This is a genomic window from Subdoligranulum variabile, assembly GCF_025152575.1.
GTDB classification, from domain to species: domain Bacteria; phylum Bacillota; class Clostridia; order Oscillospirales; family Ruminococcaceae; genus Gemmiger; species Gemmiger variabilis.
This window is the reverse complement of sequence record NZ_CP102293.1, coordinates 230375-245484: the sequence shown is the minus strand read 5'-3', so window position 1 is coordinate 245484 and position 15110 is coordinate 230375. Positions and strand designations below refer to the sequence as shown.

Below are 15110 nucleotides of genomic sequence, written 5' to 3'. Positions count from 1 at the left end.
ATAAACGCTCCCTTTTATGTAATGTATAAAAACGAGTGCACAATCGCAATTCCATTGTACCCCGTTTTGTGTCGGTGTGCAAGAATTTGTTTACATCGCGGCGGCTTCGGCGGCGATGGCGGCATCCTTCTTGGCGATGGCTGCAGCGGTGTCGGCACGGAACTGGTCCAGCTTGGCGGCCAGATCCTCATCGGCCACGGCCAGGATGGCCACGGCCAGGTACGCTGCGTTCTTGGCACCGTTCAGCGCCACAGTGGCAACAGGGAAGCCGCTGGGCATCTGTACGGTGGCCAGCAGGGCATCCAGGCCGTCGAGAGCGCCGCCCTTCATGGGGATGCCCACCACCGGCAGGGTGGTGTTGGCGGCGAAAGCGCCGGCCAGATGAGCGGCCATGCCGGCGGCGCACAGGATGACACCGTATCCATTGGCACGGGCAGCCTTGGCAAATGCCGAAGCGGCCTCGGGCGTACGATGGGCTGAGAGGATGTGCGCCTCATACGGGACGCCGAAATCCTTCAAAACGGTGCAGGCTCCTTTGACGACGGACCAGTCGCTGTCGGAACCCATGATGATGGCTACTTTTTTCATTGGTAAGTTCCTTTCCTGATTACACGCCAGACGAAAAGAGCGCAGTGGCCGGCAAAACGGTACACTGCGCTGTTTGGATATACGAATACGGCATGCGGGGTACAAAGAACCCGTGAAAAACTCCAAGACACAGCATTGAGTCTTGCACGGAAGATCCCCCTTTATAAGAAGTAAAGTACCCTTGTAAAATCAGTGTAAGGCGTAAACGGTAAAAAAGCAAGATGGCGACCGCTTTTTCAGCCAAAAAACGGCGGAAAAGAGTTTTCCCCGGGCGCTTTTTGTCGTTTTTGATGGAGGTAAAATGGCAAAGGTATGACTTTATGAAATCGAGGAACAAAGCGGTCAAAAGAAGGGGATGGCATCACGGGAACAGATATGGTATAATATGACAAATCATCCCCTAAAGAGAGGAACAGTATCCATGGAACAGCAGAAAAATCGATTGAGCAATACCGCCCTGCACGGCAAGGAGGAGCGCGTCAAGCGAATCTTCCGGGACCAGATTGCGGAAGCGGCCGGCATTCTGGAAGTAGTGCTTTCCGGCATCGTGCTGGTGGGCTTGCTGTTCAGCATTGTGCCGTTGGTGCAGTGGATGCCCGGTCTGATTGTGGACGGCAACGAGGTGGAGGTGTATGAGTTCCTGACCCGTGCACTGGATATTGTCATCGGCATCGAGTTCATCAAGATGCTGGCCAAGCACAGCCCCGGCAGCGTGCTGGAAGTGCTTCTCTACGCCATTGCCCGCAATATGATCGTTGGTCATGAGGACGCGGTGCAGAACCTGGTGAGCGTGGCAGCCATCGCGCTGATCTTTATCATCCGGCGGTTCTTCTTTGTGCCGTCCTTTGGTCAGAAGCTGCCCGGCGGTCAGCTGGCCCCCGATGTGGCGCATCTGTATACGCCCGCCCCCGAGGAGGGCCATGAGCTGGGGGATGAGGAAACATCCCGGTAAAAAGCCTGCAAAAACAAAAAAAGGAGTTCGCCCACAGGCGGACTCCTTTTTGTATCTTGGAAACAATCAGAACAGACCGGTGATCTTGCCGTGCACATCCACGTCGATGTCCATGGCCGCCGGATGTTTGGGCAGGCCAGGCATCGTCATGATACTGCCGCAGACGACCACCACGAAACCGGCGCCGGCGGACAGACGAACTTCCCGCACGTTGAGGGTGAAGCCTTCCGGGGCGGCGATGAGCTTGGCGTTGTCGCTGAAGGAATACTGGGTTTTGGCGATGCAGACCGGCAGATCGCTGTAGCCCATGGCGGCCAGTTCGTCCAGCGTCTTCTGGGCGGCGGCGCTGTAGGATACTCCACCGGCACGGTAGATTTTTTTGGCAACCGCCTCGATCTTTTCCGGCAGGGAGGCGCTCAGGTCGTAGGTGTAGTTGACCTTGGCGTTGTCATCCAGGATGGAGAGAACCGTCTCAGCCAGAGCCTTGCCGCCCTCGCCGCCCTTGGCGAAAACTTCGGAGAGAGCGCAGGGTACCCCGGCCTTTTCGCAGACTTCGTAGATGGCATCCATCTCTTCCTTGGTGTCGGTGGGGAAGGCGTTGATGGCCACACAGACCGGCAGGCCAAAGTTGCGCATATTCTCGATATGGCGGGCCAGGTTCACCGAACCGGCTTTGACGGCCTCGACGTTGGGCTTGCTCAGATCGGCCTTGGCAACACCGCCGTGAGATTTCAGTGCACGCACGGTGGCGACCAGAACCACAGCGGAAGGATGCAGGCCCGCATAGCGGCACTTGATGTCCAGGAACTTTTCAGCACCCAGATCGGCACCGAAACCGGCTTCGGTCACCACATAGTCGGCCAGTTTCAGGCTCAGCTTGGTGGCGATGACGCTGTTGCAGCCGTGGGCGATATTGGCAAAGGGACCGCCGTGGATGATGGCGGGGTTGTGCTCGAGGGTCTGGACCAGGTTGGGATCCAGGGCGTCTTTGAGCAGGGCAGTCATGGCACCGGCAGCGCCGATCTGACCGGCGGTGACGGGTTTGCCGTCATAGGTATAGGCGCAGACGATGCGGGAAAGACGCGCTTTCAGGTCTTCCAGGTCGGTGGCCAGGCAGAAGATGGCCATGACTTCACTGGCAACGGTGATGTCGAAGCCGTCCTCACGGGGCGTGCCGTTGACCTTGCCGCCCAGACCGTCCACGATGAAGCGAAGCTGACGGTCGTTCATGTCCATGCAGCGCTTCCAGGTAATGCGGCGGGGGTCGATGTTCAGCGGATTGCCCTGCTGGATGGAGTTGTCGATCATGGCTGCCAGCAGATTGTTGGCGGTGCCGATAGCATGGATGTCGCCGGTAAAATGGAGGTTGATGTCTTCCATGGGAACGACCTGGGCATAGCCGCCGCCGGCTGCGCCGCCCTTGATGCCGAAGACGGGACCCAGGGAAGGTTCACGCAGGCAGAGCATGGTCTTTTTGCCCAGGGCGTTCATGGCATCCGCCAGGCCGACGCTGGTGGTGGTCTTGCCTTCACCGGCGGGGGTGGGGCTGATGGCGGTGACCAGAATCAGTTTTCCCTCGGGACCGTCGCCCTTGGCCAGTTTGTGGTCGATCTTGGCTTTGTAGTGACCGTAGGGGATGACGCTCTGCCCCTGCAGCCCCAGCTTGGCCGCGATCTCGGTGATGGGCTTCATTTCGGCAGCCTGTGCAATTTCGATATCGCTCAACATACGCAATTCCTCCTGTGTGGTAAAAACAAAGGGCTGCATACACCTGCTTCAGTGCATGCAGCCCAGACGGTCGGCTTTTTCTTCGGCTGCCTTCCCTGTGGTAATCCCCACAAATCCGTCGGTCAGCAGCCTGCTATCGTTACTGTAGCATATTCGGGCGAAGTTTGTCAAGACTCAAACGCTGCCTTTTCCGCAGCCCCATTTCCGGAAATAACGGCCCATACTGATGAGCTGCATCTTGAACTTGCCGGCGTCCCGCATGGGGGCTCGGTGCCAGGCATGTACGGCGGAAAACTGCGGCGCCAGCCAGACAGTGCCTTCCTGCAGAACCTTCTGGGTGAGGTCGGCGTCCTCCACATACATGAAATAGGCCGGATCAAACCCGCCAATCTTCTTCAGGACGTCGGTGCGCACCGCCATAAAGCTGCCGGTGCAGAACTCGATGCGCCGGGGGACGGTCAGGTCTTCGTCCTGCATGGTATAGTGGTCGTCGGCTTTGCGGAAAGGTCCGCTGCATTTGGGCGCCAGCTGGCGGGCCAGCAGCAGCCAGGGCGTCGGCTTTCGGCGGGGCAGATGCTGCAACCGTCCGTCGGGGTAGTGCAGCTGCGGGGTGGCCATGGCAGCTCCCGGAACGGACAGCAGCCAGTCGGCCATGGGTTCCAGAATGTCCTCCGTCAGCAGAATGTCGGGATTCAGAATGAAATGGACATCACTTTGCAGACGGTCCAGCACGGCATTGTGCCCCTTCCCGAAGCCGATGTTTTCCGGAAGCGGCAGCACCGTCACACGGGCGTCGCCGAAGTCGGTGGCAGCCAGCTCCTTTCCGCAGCCGTCGGGGCTGCCGTTGTCCACCACGTACAGGGCAAAGTCGGGGGCAGGGGTGTAGTGCAGGATGCTGCGCACTGCGGCGCAGACTTCGTCATAATCACAGTACGCCACAATGCAGGCGCTGATTTTGGCCATGCCGGAACTCCTTACTTCTTCAGGGCTTCAAGCTGGCTCAGATCATAGGGGGTGTCCTGATAAACGTAATAGTTGAGCCAGTTGGTGTACAAGAGATACCCGTGGGCACGCCAGCGGAACAAAGGATCCCGGCTGGGGTCGTCGTCGGGGTAGTAGTTGCAGGGAATGTTGATGGGCTTGCCGGCTGCCACGTCGCGCTTGTACTCGGCATCCAGCGTGTATTTGTCATACTCGGGATGCCCGATGACAAAGATCTGACGGCCCGATTCGGTGGACAGCAGCATGGGCCCGGCCACGTCGCTCTCCGCCAGGATGCGCAGATCGGGACAGGCATCGATGGCGGCCCGGTCCAGGCCGGCCCACCGGCTGTGAGGCGCGTAAAATACCTCGTCGAAACCGCGCACCAGCGGATTGGAAGGACGGGTCACCCGGTGCTCAAAGACACCGAACATCTTCTGCGGCAGATGCACCGTGGGAATTCCAAAGTGATAATACAGTCCTGCCAGGGCACCCCAGCACAGGTGGATCGTGGAATAGACGTTTTTCTTGGTGTAGTCCATGATCGTGCACAGCTCGTCCCAGTAGTCCACGTCCTGGTAGTCCAGATCTTCCAACGGCGCACCGGTGATGATCATGCCGTCAAACCGCTCATTCTTGATCTCGTCAAAGGTCTTGTAAAACGCCTGCATATGCTCAGGGGAGGTATGCGACGCATCGTGGGTGGCAGTTTTCAGCAGGGTGATCTGCACCTGCAGCGGGCTGTTGGCCAGAAGACGGGCCAGCTGGGTCTCGGTGACGATCTTGGTGGGCATCAGGTTGAGAATCAGGATGCGCAGAGGACGGATGTTCTGACTCTGCGCACGCTCGCGGTGCATGACAAAGACATTTTCCCGGGAAAGCTCGTCATAGGCGGGCAGTTCTTTGGGGATAATCAGCGGCATAGAATCGCTCCCTTTTCAAGACTTCCTTGGAAACGCTCAGATCTGCGCCAGTGCCTGCTCGATGTCGGCAATGAGGTCGCGCTTGTCCTCCAGACCGCAGCTCATGCGGACCAGATCGGGCTGTACGCCGGCGGCGATGAGCTGCTCATCGTTCATCTGGCGGTGGGTGCTGCTCGCGGGATGCAGGCAGCAGGTGCGGGCATCGGCCACATGGGTCTCGATGGCGGCCACTTTCAGATGGGCCATGAAGTTGGCAGCCGCCTCACGGCCGCCCTTGACGCCAAAGCTGACGACGCCGCAGGAGCCGTTGGGCAGATACTTCTGGGCCAGGGCGTGGTACTTGTCGCCGGGCAGACCGCAGTAGTTCACATAGGCGATTTTGGGATGAGAAGCCAGGAACTCAGCCACAGCCTGACCGTTCTCGCAGTGGCGGGCCATCCGCACATGCAGGCTTTCCAGGCCCAGGTTCAGCATGTAGGCGCTCATAGGGCTCTGCACACAGCCTAGGTCGCGCATCAGTTGGGCGGTCGCCTTGGTGATGAAGGCGCCTTCCTTGCCGAAGCGCTCGGCATAGGTGATGCCGTGATAGCTCTCGTCGGGGGTGGTCAGGCCGGGGAACTTGTCGGCATGGGCCATCCAGTCAAACTTGCCGCCGTCCACGATGGCACCGCCCACGCAGCCGCCATGGCCGTCCATGTATTTGGTGGTGGAGTGGGTCACGATGTCGGCACCCCAGGAGAGAGGACGGCAGTTGACCGGCGTGGCAAAGGTGTTGTCCACTACCAGGGGCACGCCGTGGCGATGGGCCGCGGCAGCAAACTTTTCAATGTCCAGCACGGTCAGGGCGGGGTTGGCGATGGTTTCGCCGAAGACTACCTTGGTGTTGGGGGTGAAGGCGGCGTCCAGCTCTTCCTCAGTGCAGTCAGGGGAGACAAAGGTGGCGGTGATGCCCATCTTGGCCATGGTGACGGCGATCAGATTGAATGTGCCGCCGTAAATGGAGCTGGAGGAAACGATGTGGTCTCCTGCGTTGCAGAGGTTGAACAGTGCAAAGAAGTTGGCTGCCTGACCGGAGCTGGTCAGCATACCCGCGGTGCCGCCTTCCAGTTCGGTAATCTTGGCGGCGACGGTGTCGCAGGTGGGGTTCTGCAGGCGGGAATAGAAATAGCCGCTGGCCTCGAGGTCAAACAGCTTGCCCATCTCGTCGGAACTGTCGTACTTGAAGGTCGTGCTCTGCACAATGGGAATCTGGCGCGGTTCGCCGTTGCCGGGATGATAACCGCCCTGTACGCACAGGGTATTGATGGAATAATTCTGACTCATACTTTTCCGCTCCTTTTTATGAGCGGGTCACTGGCCCGCATCCGTTTTTTATGAATTAGTTTCTATTGTAAGGGGTTGCCGCGGTAAAATCAAGAGGAAAACCCCGGCCACCAGTCGAGAAAATCCGAATCCGGAGCAAAACGGGTATGGAAATCCCCTGGGGAGTGTGTTATAATAAACAACGGCAGCGGATCCCGGGGAGTCCGGAAAAGGCTGAAATGCCGAAGGAAACTGCAAAAGAGGTAAAAAGTATGCTTACTGCAATCACCGGTATCAACTGGGGCGACGAGGGCAAGGGCCGCATGGTGGACCTGCTCAGCCAGGACTATGACATTGTTGCGCGCTATCAGGGCGGCGACAACGCCGGCCACACCGTCAAGAACGAACGCGGCAAGTTCATTCTGAACCTGATCCCGTCGGGCATTCTGCGTCCCGAGGTCGTCTGCGTCATGGGTGGCGGCATGGTCATTGACCCCGAACATCTCGAGAAGGAGATCGCCTCCCTCACCGAGAAGGGCATCGAGATCAGCCCGGCCAACCTGAAAATCTCTGACCGCGCCACCATCACCATGCCGTTCCATGTCGCCCAGGACGGTCTGGAGGAAGAACGTCTGTCCAAGACCGGTGCCCAGTTCGGTTCCACCAAGCGCGGCATCGCCTACACCTACGGCGACAAATACATGAAGAAGACGCTGCGCATGGGGGATCTGTGCCATATGGATGAGGGCGTCAAAAAGCGCCTGGCCACCATTGTGGAGTCCAAGAACCTGACCATGGTGAACATCTATGGCCAGAAGCCCGTCAGTGTTGAAGAAATGTGGGCCTGGTGCGAGCACTACGCCAAGGTCTTTGCTCCGTACATCTGCGATGTGGGCCAGTATCTGGCTGAGGCGGATGAGGCCGGCAAGAAGATCATGTTCGAGGCCCAGCTGGGGGCTCTGCGCGACATCGATTTCGGCATTTATCCCTATACTTCTTCTTCCAACACCATCGGTGCCTACGCGCCCATCGGTGCAGGGATCCCTGGCCACAAGCTGAACCTCTCCATCGGTATCATGAAGGCCTATTCTTCCTGTGTCGGCGAAGGCCCCTTCACCACCGAGCTGGCCATGACCGAGGAGGAAAAGAACGTCCTGCGTGAGCACGGCCATGAGTATGGCGCAGCCACCGGCCGTCCGCGCCGCGTCGGTCCTTTCGACGCAGTGGCCAGCCGCTACGGCGTCCAGTGCCAGGGCTGTGATGAACTGGCGGTAACCCTGCTGGATGTGCTGGACTACATGGAGGAAGTGCCCATTGTTACCCAGTACCGTCTGTCCGACGGCAGCCTGACCACCCGTTTCCCCATGGGCAAGACGCTGGATGATGCCCAGCCTGTAGTGGAGAAGATGCCCGGCTGGCACTGCGACATCACCGGCGTGCGCAAGTTCGAGGATCTGCCCGTCGAGGCGCAGAACTACGTCAAGCGCCTGGAAGAGCTGGTGGGCTGCAAGATCAAGTACATTTCCGTTGGTCCCGAGCGCGATGCCTGCATCGTCCGTGACTGATTTTTACATCTGAAGAATCCAAACGACGGCGGACTTTTGGGGTCCGCCGTTTTCTGAAAGGGGGAGAACGGGTTGGTAGATCTGCTGATCCGTACTTTCATCAAAAATCATGAGAACACTGCCAACCGTGCCGTGCGCACGGCCTACGGCAATCTGGCATGTATTGTCAGCGTCGTCTGTAACTTGCTGCTTTTCGCCGGAAAAACGGCTGTCGGCACGCTGGCAGGCAGTGTTTCCATTACCGCAGACGGCATGAACAACTTGTCAGATGCCAGTTCCAACCTTGTGAGTCTCGTGGGCTTCAAACTGGGCTCGCGCCCCGCGGATTCCGAGCATCCCTACGGTCATGCCCGGTATGAATACCTGGCGGGGCTGGCGGTTTCGGTGATGATACTTGTCATCGGCGTGGAACTGTTCAAGGAGAGTTTTGCCAAGGTACTGCATCCCACCGATGTGCAGTTCGGCTGGCTGACGGTGGCCGTGCTTGTCGCCTCCATCCTTGTCAAACTGTGGATGAGCGTGCTGAACCGCAAAATCGGCCGTACCATCCAGTCCGAAACCTTGATGGCTACCGCTGCGGACGCCCGCAACGATGTGATCACCACGGCTACGGTTCTGGTGGCCTCGGTGCTGACGTTTGTGACCGGCTTTAACCGCATTGATGGCATCATGGGCCTGGGCGTGGCGGCGTTCATCCTGTACAGCGGCATCCAGCTGGTGCGGGATACCATTGACCCGATCCTTGGCGCTGCTCCGGACCCGGAACTGGTGGAGCACATCGAAAAAAAGGCGCTGGGCTATCCCGGTGTACTCGGTATCCATGACCTGATGATCCATGACTATGGTCCCGGCAACCGCCTGGTCAGCTTCCATATCGAGATGGATGCAAAAGGGGATGTGATGCAGAGCCACGACGTCATTGATACCATTGAGAAGGATCTTCTGGTGCAGGACGGGATGATTGCCACGATCCACTATGATCCCATCGTGACCGGCAACGCCCATGTGGATGAGATCCGTCGTTTCCTGGCGGAAAAGGTGGCGGAACTGGAGCCGGAAGCCAACATCCACGACCTGCGCATTGTGCCGGGACCCTCCCATACCAACGTGATTTTTGACTGCGCAGTTCCGGCAGAATATATTGCCGACAAACAGCGCCGCGGCGCCAAACTGGTGGCGGGCCTGCGCACCGCCGTACAGCAGAAATGGCCGGATCATTTCTGCGTCATCAAACTGGAACCTGAGTACGCACCTTCCGTACATAAGGAAAACTAAGGGAAAGAGGAAAACATATGGACTACAATCAAGCCGCTCTCGAACTGCACGCCAAAGGCCCCGGCAAACTGACGGTGCAGAGTCTGGTCCCCTGCAAGGATAAGGACGCGCTCTCTACGGCTTACACGCCGGGCGTAGCCGAACCCTGCCGCAAGATCGTGGCCAACCCCGACGACGTCTACACCTACACGCTCAAGGGCCGGACGGTGGCTGTGGTGACCAACGGTACTGCGGTACTGGGCCTGGGCAACATCGGCCCCGAAGCCGGCCTGCCGGTTATGGAGGGCAAATGTGTGCTGTTCAAAGAATTCGGCGGTGTGGATGCTTTCCCCATCTGCCTGAATGCCAAAACCAAGGAGGAAGTGGTTGCGGCCGTCAAGGCCATCGCACCTACTTTCGGCGGGATCAATCTGGAAGATATCCGCAGCCCGGAGTGCTTCGAAATCGAGGCAGAACTGGAACGGGATCTGGATATCCCGGTCTTCCATGACGATCAGCACGGTACGGCCATCATTGTGCTGGCCGGCGTTCTCAATGCCCTGAAAGTGGTGGGCAAGCGCATCGAAGATGTGCGCATTGTGCAAAATGGCCCCGGTGCCGCCGGAACTGCCATCATTCATATGCTGCAGGTGGCGGGGGCCAGGCATATTATTGCCGTGGATGAACATGGCATTCTGGTGCCGGGTCGCCCCGAAGGACTGGACGGTCATAAGGCAAAGCTGGCGGAGGAAACCAACCCTGAAAAACTCAGCGGCGGTCTGGCGGAAGCCATCCGCGGTGCGGACGTCTTTATCGGAACTTCCATTGCGGGGGCGTTGACGCCGGAACTTGCCGCGACGATGGCCCCTGACGCCATTGTTTTTGCCATGGCCAACCCCACGCCGGAGATCATGCCCGACCAGGCGAAGGCAGCGGGTATCCGGGTCATCGGCACCGGCCGCTCGGATTTCCCCAATCAGGTCAACAACGTCCTGGCATTCCCGGGCATTTTCAAGGGCGCGCTGTCGGTGCGGGCACGGGACATCAACCCGGCCATGAAGATGGCAGCCGCCAAGGCCATTGCCGGTCTGATTCCCGATGAAGAGCTGAACGAGGAAAACATTCTGCCCAAGGCGTTTGATCCCCGTGTGCCCGAAGCGGTGGCAGCGGCGGTAGCCCAGGCGGCCCGGGAAAGCGGTGTGGCACGGGTATGAGCAACATTCGGGAACTGAGCGCTGACATCATCCGGGACGCCGTGGAGGCGCTGTGTATTGAAGCCAACACCAGTCTGCCCACCGATGTCAAAGCAGCACTGGACCGGGCGGAATCTGCGGAGCCCTGGCCGTTGGCCAAGGAAACGCTGGGCCTTCTGCAGAAAAACCTCTGCGTGGCGGCGGAACAGGAATTGCCCATCTGTCAGGATACCGGTATGGCCTGCGTCTTTTTGGAACTGGGCCAGGATGTACACATCGACGGTGACTTGAACGCTGCGGTAGATGAAGGTGTGCGCCGTGGGTATGAGAAGGCGTACCTGCGCAAGTCCATCACGGCGGACCCGCTGCAGCGTGTCAACACGGGGGACAATACGCCGGCTTTTCTGACAGTACACCTGGTGCCGGGCAGCGGCTGCAAAATCACCGTGGCACCCAAAGGCGCTGGCAGCGAGAACATGAGCCGTCTGGCCATGCTCAAGCCCGCCGATGGAGTACAAGGTGTCAAGGATTTTGTATTAGAGACGGTGAAGCAGGCAGGGGCCAATCCCTGCCCGCCCATCGTGCTGGGCATCGGAATTGGCGGCAGCTTCGATCATTGTGCTGCGCTGGCCAAAAAGGCGTTGCTGCGCCCGTTGGACCAGCCCAACGCCGACCCGTACTATGCCGCGCTGGAGCAGGAACTGCTGGATGCCATCAACGCCACAGGATTTGGTCCGCAGGGGTTCGGTGGGGCGACCACCTGCCTGGGAGTCTCCATTGAGCAGCGGCCTACCCATGTGGCCTGTCTGCCGGTGGCCGTCAACATGAGCTGTCATGTAACGCGGCGGGCCAGCCGGGAGGTGTAAGGATGGGCAAGAGTAAAATTGATATTTCCCTGGACGGCGTGGGGGAAAAGCGTCGTCCGGTCCGCAGCAGCATTGATATTCCGCTGGACGGGGACCAAGGGGCTGCCAGTATTACCGACAAGGAATTTGAATTTGTGAACCGTCATCACGAGGAATACAAGGAAATGCGCCGTCGGGCGCGGGAACAGGGAGGATGCTGATGCAGTACGTTTTGCAGACCCCGCTTCAAAAATCTGACCTGGCACCGCTGCACGCGGGGGATACGGTGCTGCTTTCCGGCGTAGTATATACGGCGCGAGATGCCGCCCATGCACGGATGATGGAATTGCTGGATGCAGGCAGGGAACTGCCGTTCCCCATCGAGGGGGCTGCGATCTATTATGTGGGCCCCACGCCGGAGCGTCCCGGTTGTGCCATCGGCGCGGCGGGGCCTACGACCTCCGGCCGCATGGATGCCTATACGCCGCGGCTGCTGGATCTGGGGCTTGCCTGCATGATTGGCAAAGGAAAGCGCAGCCAGGCAGTGAAGGATTCTGTGGTGAAAAATGGTGCAGTTTATCTGGCGGCAATCGGCGGTGCCGGCGCGCTCATGGCACGCAGCGTGGAAAGCTGTGAAATTATTGCCTGGCCGGATCTCGGCTGTGAGGCGGTGCGCCGTCTGGTGGTGAAGGACTTCCCGCTGACGGTACTGCTGGATCCTCATGGTGGAGACCTTTATGAAAGCGGTCCGGCCGCTTACCTGGCCTCTTTACAGTGAGTTGTCTATATGAAACAGATCCTATCCCATCCGAAATTGTGCCGCTGCCTGCTGGGCTGTGCGGCGGCACTGGTAGTCAGCATAGTTGTTGCGGTTGAGTTGGCATGGCACGCCAATGATACCGTCCGGCAGAAGCGGGAAGAGGAAGCCCGGCAGGCGGCAGAAGCGGCCGCTGCGGAACAGGCTGCCCGCGAGGAAGCCGCTGCAGAGACGGCACGACAGGAAGAAGAGCGGCGTCTGGCGGAGGAGGCTGCGAATCTCCGGAGGCAACAGGTCGCCGATGCTGCGGCAGCCCACGAAAATGTGGAATATGGCGACAAGCTGGGAACTGTCCGGGTAGAAGGAACCCAAATCGACTGCGATCTGTACTGGGGAGACAGCAACGCCCAGTTTGACGCAGGCGCCGGGTGCCATGCGGCGGATGGCTGTGTGCTTCCCGGCGAAAACGGGACGGTCTTCATCGGCGGACATACCGGTACCTACTTTGCGGATCTTGGCTCGGCGCAGGTGGGGGATCGCATCTATCTGGATACAGACTGGGGCAATTTCGTCTATGAAATCACCGAGATGCAGGTCATTTACGAAACCGACATTGATAAGGTTCGCTGGGGAGCCGAAGAGCCCAGCTGTATCCTCTATACCTGTTATCCTTTCGGCATTCTGACCCACACAGACCGCCGCTACGCCGTATACGCCGATCCGGTAGAAGCGGATGCCGACGGTGTGATTCCGCAGTGACCTGCCATTGACAAAGCCCGCCAAAGTTGTTACACTAATTTGTGTTATGCGGCTATGGCGGAATTGGCAGACGCGCTGGTTTTAGGGTCCAGTGTCCACGACGTGCAGGTTCAAGTCCTGTTAGCCGCACCATGTTTATATCGCGCTGCGATACCGGAATGATATCGCGGCGCGATTTTTATATCATCTGAAAGGAGGAACTTTCCGTGAACGAAGCAATCTTGCTGGCTGGCGCCGTGATTCTGATCTGCATCCTGATGAACCGCCTTATTGAGAAAATCCCGGTGCCCTCTCTGCTGATTTTTATTGCATTGGGTATCTGCTTTGGAGAAAACGGAGTGTTTCGCATTGTCTTTAACGACTACGCGGCGGTCAATCTGATCTGTTCGGTCAGTTTGATTTTTATCATGTTCTACGGTGGATTTGGAACGAACCTGCAGGCTGCACGTCCCGTTCTGGCGCAATCTGTTTTGCTCTCCACGGCAGGTGTGGCGGCGACCGCCGGTGCAGTGGGGATTTTTGCACATTTTGCTCTGGGACTGCCCTGGCTGGAAAGCTTGCTGATCGGCTCGGTGATTTCTTCCACCGATGCGGCCTCCGTGTTTAATATACTTCGCACCAACAAGCTGGCGCTCAAATACCATACGGACTCTCTGCTGGAAGTGGAATCCGGCTCCAATGACCCGATGTCCTATATGCTGACAACCGTGACCCTCTCACTTATGGCGGGGCAGCAGGTCTCCATTCCGCTGGTGCTGCTGCAGCAGATCAGTTTAGGCCTGCTGTGCGGATTTTTGGTGGGAAAGGGGACTGTATGGCTGTTGCGGCAGAGCTTTCTGGAATCCCAGCAGAACCGGACGGTTTTGCTTTTTGCCGTAATGCTCCTGGCCTACGCTCTGCCTGCCGTGCTGGGCGGAAATGGATACCTCAGCGTCTATCTCTGCGGCATTTTGCTCGGAAACACAAAACTTTCCCAAAAACGATATCTGGTTCATTTTTTTGATGTTCTCACGGATGTTTCGCAGGTGATCATATTTTTCCTGCTGGGACTTCTTGTCACGCCGACGGAGCTGCCGGCATTGTTGCTGCCGGCGCTGGGAATTATGCTATTCCTTACATTTGTGGCGCGGCCGGCAGTGGTTACGGCACTGCTGCTGCCGTTCCGGGCGCGCCGGGAACAGATTGGCATCGTTTCCTGGGCAGGGCTGCGAGGGGCTGCCTCCATTGTGTTTGCCATTTCGGCGGTTCTCAGCGGTGTGCAGACCCGCGACAATCTCTTCAATCTGGTGTTTTGTATTGTGCTGTTTTCCATCGCATTGCAGGGAACGTTGCTGCCGAAAGCAGCACGTTACCTTGGTATGATCGACGATAATGAAGATGTGGCTAAGACTTTCAACGACTATCAGGCGGAAAGCGATGTGGATTTTATCAAAATCCATTTGGGCGCCGGACACCCCTGGTGTGGCCATACCTTACGGGAGGCTGCACTGCCGCCGGAACTGTTGGTGACAATGATTGTACGAGGGGAAAAGACCATCGTCCCGGATGGTGCCACAACCCTGTGCGCAGGGGATCTTCTGGTGCTGGCCGCCCGTGCTTTCGAAGATCGGGAGCATATCTCTCTTCATGAGGTAAATGTGGAACGCAGTGATCGATGGGCAAATAAGGCGTTGGCGGAACTGCCGGTGCCGGAAGGACGGCTGGTCATTCTGATCAAACGTGGTGTGGAAACGATGATTCCTACCGGACGCACAGTGATTAAACCGGGGGATACCCTGGTTCTGGCGGAATCGGTGCCAATAGGCGACACAATGTGAAAGCAGGGAGTGAATAGGGCCGCACAGCGTGTGCGGCCCTATACCTTGTCTGATGAATTTCGCAGAGGGAAAGTGGCATAGTCTCTGACAGATCGGTATCGCCTACACCGCCGGTAACTGAGCGGGAAGCGTCTGGAACGGTTTTATGAGAAGATGTCCGCCTGCACGAAATCGTACGAAGAAAAACGATTTCGTGGATTGGAAAGTCCCCGCGTCAGGAACAACAAAAGGTGTCCACATGATGGATAAGAAATCCAGCTGTTTGTCTTCCTCTGGAACCGCCGGCAGGTAGCTTGCATTTCGCAAAGAAATTGGCTATAATAGCAACGTTAGACATAATGGGAAAAAAGTTTGCCCCGTTTACAGAAAAGATTTTGAAATGTCCTGAGAATAAGTTGCCTTGAACCCAACATCCGGATGTTTCACAAAATGAGTCTCTGTAGCTC

At 58.0% G+C, this 15110-nt stretch carries 15 protein-coding genes, 1 tRNA gene and 1 riboswitch; of the genes, 11 read left to right on the top strand and 5 right to left on the bottom strand.

The window, feature by feature from the left end; all coding sequences use genetic code 11:
- Positions 1–90 precede the first annotated feature (90 nt).
- Positions 91–588, bottom strand: a complete 498-nt coding sequence (gene purE, locus NQ490_RS01185; RefSeq protein WP_007046976.1) for a 5-(carboxyamino)imidazole ribonucleotide mutase — start codon at positions 586–588, stop codon at positions 91–93.
- A gap of 421 nt (positions 589–1009) precedes the next feature.
- Between purE and NQ490_RS01180 the strand changes: the two genes are divergently transcribed.
- A complete protein-coding gene (locus NQ490_RS01180; RefSeq protein WP_007046974.1) occupies positions 1010–1540 on the top strand; it encodes a hypothetical protein in 531 nt (176 codons plus the stop codon).
- A gap of 66 nt (positions 1541–1606) precedes the next feature.
- Here the strand turns inward: NQ490_RS01180 and NQ490_RS01175 are convergent, their stop codons facing one another.
- Positions 1607–3232, bottom strand: coding sequence for a formate--tetrahydrofolate ligase (locus tag NQ490_RS01175; protein WP_407084120.1), 1626 nt, complete (start codon positions 3230–3232; stop codon positions 1607–1609).
- Positions 3233–3243: 11 nt separating this feature from the next.
- Here NQ490_RS01175 and NQ490_RS15435 point away from each other — a divergent pair, with 11 nt between their 5' ends.
- A complete protein-coding gene (locus NQ490_RS15435; protein ID WP_407084119.1) occupies positions 3244–3291 on the top strand; it encodes a hypothetical protein in 48 nt (15 codons plus the stop codon).
- A gap of 30 nt (positions 3292–3321) precedes the next feature.
- Positions 3322–3404: riboswitch (ZMP/ZTP riboswitch) on the bottom strand.
- A gap of 38 nt (positions 3405–3442) precedes the next feature.
- Here NQ490_RS15435 and NQ490_RS01170 read toward each other — a convergent pair.
- From NQ490_RS01170 to NQ490_RS01160, 3 genes are read right to left on the bottom strand one after another with little or no spacing between them, the layout of a single operon-like run.
- Positions 3443–4231 carry a glycosyltransferase family 2 protein gene (locus NQ490_RS01170; RefSeq protein WP_007046971.1) on the bottom strand — a complete coding sequence of 263 codons (789 nt, stop codon included), beginning with the start codon at positions 4229–4231 and terminating at the stop codon, positions 3443–3445.
- Positions 4232–4242: 11 nt separating this feature from the next.
- Positions 4243–5172 (bottom strand): homoserine O-acetyltransferase MetA, encoded by a 930-nt coding sequence (gene metA, locus NQ490_RS01165; protein ID WP_007046970.1) that lies wholly within the window; start codon positions 5170–5172, stop codon positions 4243–4245.
- Positions 5173–5208: 36 nt separating this feature from the next.
- Positions 5209–6495, bottom strand: a complete 1287-nt coding sequence (locus NQ490_RS01160) for an O-acetylhomoserine aminocarboxypropyltransferase/cysteine synthase family protein (RefSeq protein WP_007046969.1) — start codon at positions 6493–6495, stop codon at positions 5209–5211.
- Positions 6496–6746: 251 nt separating this feature from the next.
- Here NQ490_RS01160 and NQ490_RS01155 point away from each other — a divergent pair, with 251 nt between their 5' ends.
- From NQ490_RS01155 to NQ490_RS01115, 9 genes are all read left to right on the top strand, one after another.
- Positions 6747–8039: an adenylosuccinate synthase gene (locus NQ490_RS01155; protein WP_040917697.1), complete on the top strand. Its 1293-nt coding sequence runs from the start codon at positions 6747–6749 to the stop codon at positions 8037–8039.
- A gap of 72 nt (positions 8040–8111) precedes the next feature.
- Entirely contained in the window at positions 8112–9314 is a 1203-nt protein-coding gene (locus NQ490_RS01150; RefSeq protein WP_007046967.1) for a cation diffusion facilitator family transporter, read from the top strand.
- 17 nt (positions 9315–9331) lie between these two features.
- Positions 9332–10507, top strand: a complete 1176-nt coding sequence (locus NQ490_RS01145) for an NAD(P)-dependent malic enzyme (RefSeq protein WP_007046966.1) — start codon at positions 9332–9334, stop codon at positions 10505–10507.
- A 5-nt stretch (positions 10508–10512) separates the two neighbouring features.
- The gene (locus tag NQ490_RS01140) at positions 10513–11352 is read left to right on the top strand and encodes a fumarate hydratase (protein ID WP_040918089.1); all 840 of its coding nucleotides are present in this window, start codon (positions 10513–10515) and stop codon (positions 11350–11352) included.
- Between the two features lie 2 nt (positions 11353–11354).
- Positions 11355–11552: a hypothetical protein gene (locus NQ490_RS01135; protein ID WP_007046964.1), complete on the top strand. Its 198-nt coding sequence runs from the start codon at positions 11355–11357 to the stop codon at positions 11550–11552.
- Positions 11552–12109: a Fe-S-containing hydro-lyase gene (locus tag NQ490_RS01130; protein WP_040918087.1), complete on the top strand. Its 558-nt coding sequence runs from the start codon at positions 11552–11554 to the stop codon at positions 12107–12109. The genes NQ490_RS01135 and NQ490_RS01130 overlap by 1 nt, the downstream gene beginning before the upstream one ends.
- 9 nt (positions 12110–12118) lie before the next feature.
- A complete protein-coding gene (locus NQ490_RS01125) occupies positions 12119–12847 on the top strand; it encodes a class D sortase (RefSeq protein ID WP_007046962.1) in 729 nt (242 codons plus the stop codon).
- A gap of 48 nt (positions 12848–12895) precedes the next feature.
- Positions 12896–12979, top strand: a tRNA-Leu gene (locus NQ490_RS01120).
- Positions 12980–13053: 74 nt separating this feature from the next.
- A complete protein-coding gene (locus NQ490_RS01115; RefSeq protein ID WP_007046961.1) occupies positions 13054–14664 on the top strand; it encodes a potassium/proton antiporter in 1611 nt (536 codons plus the stop codon).
- The last annotated feature ends 446 nt before the right edge of the window (positions 14665–15110 follow it).

What these genes read in the sequence shown, in the direction of transcription:
- purE (WP_007046976.1), bottom strand. Translation starts at nt 588, where the DNA reads ATGAAAAAAGTAGCCATCATCATGGGTTCCGACAGCGACTGGTCCGTC.
- NQ490_RS01180 (WP_007046974.1), top strand. Translation starts at nt 1,010, where the DNA reads ATGGAACAGCAGAAAAATCGATTGAGCAATACCGCCCTGCACGGCAAG.
- NQ490_RS01175 (WP_407084120.1), bottom strand. Translation starts at nt 3,232, where the DNA reads ATGAAGCCCATCACCGAGATCGCGGCCAAGCTGGGGCTGCAGGGGCAG.
- NQ490_RS01170 (WP_007046971.1), bottom strand. Translation starts at nt 4,231, where the DNA reads ATGGCCAAAATCAGCGCCTGCATTGTGGCGTACTGTGATTATGACGAA.
- metA (WP_007046970.1), bottom strand. Translation starts at nt 5,172, where the DNA reads ATGCCGCTGATTATCCCCAAAGAACTGCCCGCCTATGACGAGCTTTCC.
- NQ490_RS01160 (WP_007046969.1), bottom strand. Translation starts at nt 6,495, where the DNA reads ATGAGTCAGAATTATTCCATCAATACCCTGTGCGTACAGGGCGGTTAT.
- NQ490_RS01155 (WP_040917697.1), top strand. Translation starts at nt 6,747, where the DNA reads ATGCTTACTGCAATCACCGGTATCAACTGGGGCGACGAGGGCAAGGGC.
- NQ490_RS01145 (WP_007046966.1), top strand. Translation starts at nt 9,332, where the DNA reads ATGGACTACAATCAAGCCGCTCTCGAACTGCACGCCAAAGGCCCCGGC.
- NQ490_RS01135 (WP_007046964.1), top strand. Translation starts at nt 11,355, where the DNA reads ATGGGCAAGAGTAAAATTGATATTTCCCTGGACGGCGTGGGGGAAAAG.
- NQ490_RS01130 (WP_040918087.1), top strand. Translation starts at nt 11,552, where the DNA reads ATGCAGTACGTTTTGCAGACCCCGCTTCAAAAATCTGACCTGGCACCG.
- NQ490_RS01125 (WP_007046962.1), top strand. Translation starts at nt 12,119, where the DNA reads ATGAAACAGATCCTATCCCATCCGAAATTGTGCCGCTGCCTGCTGGGC.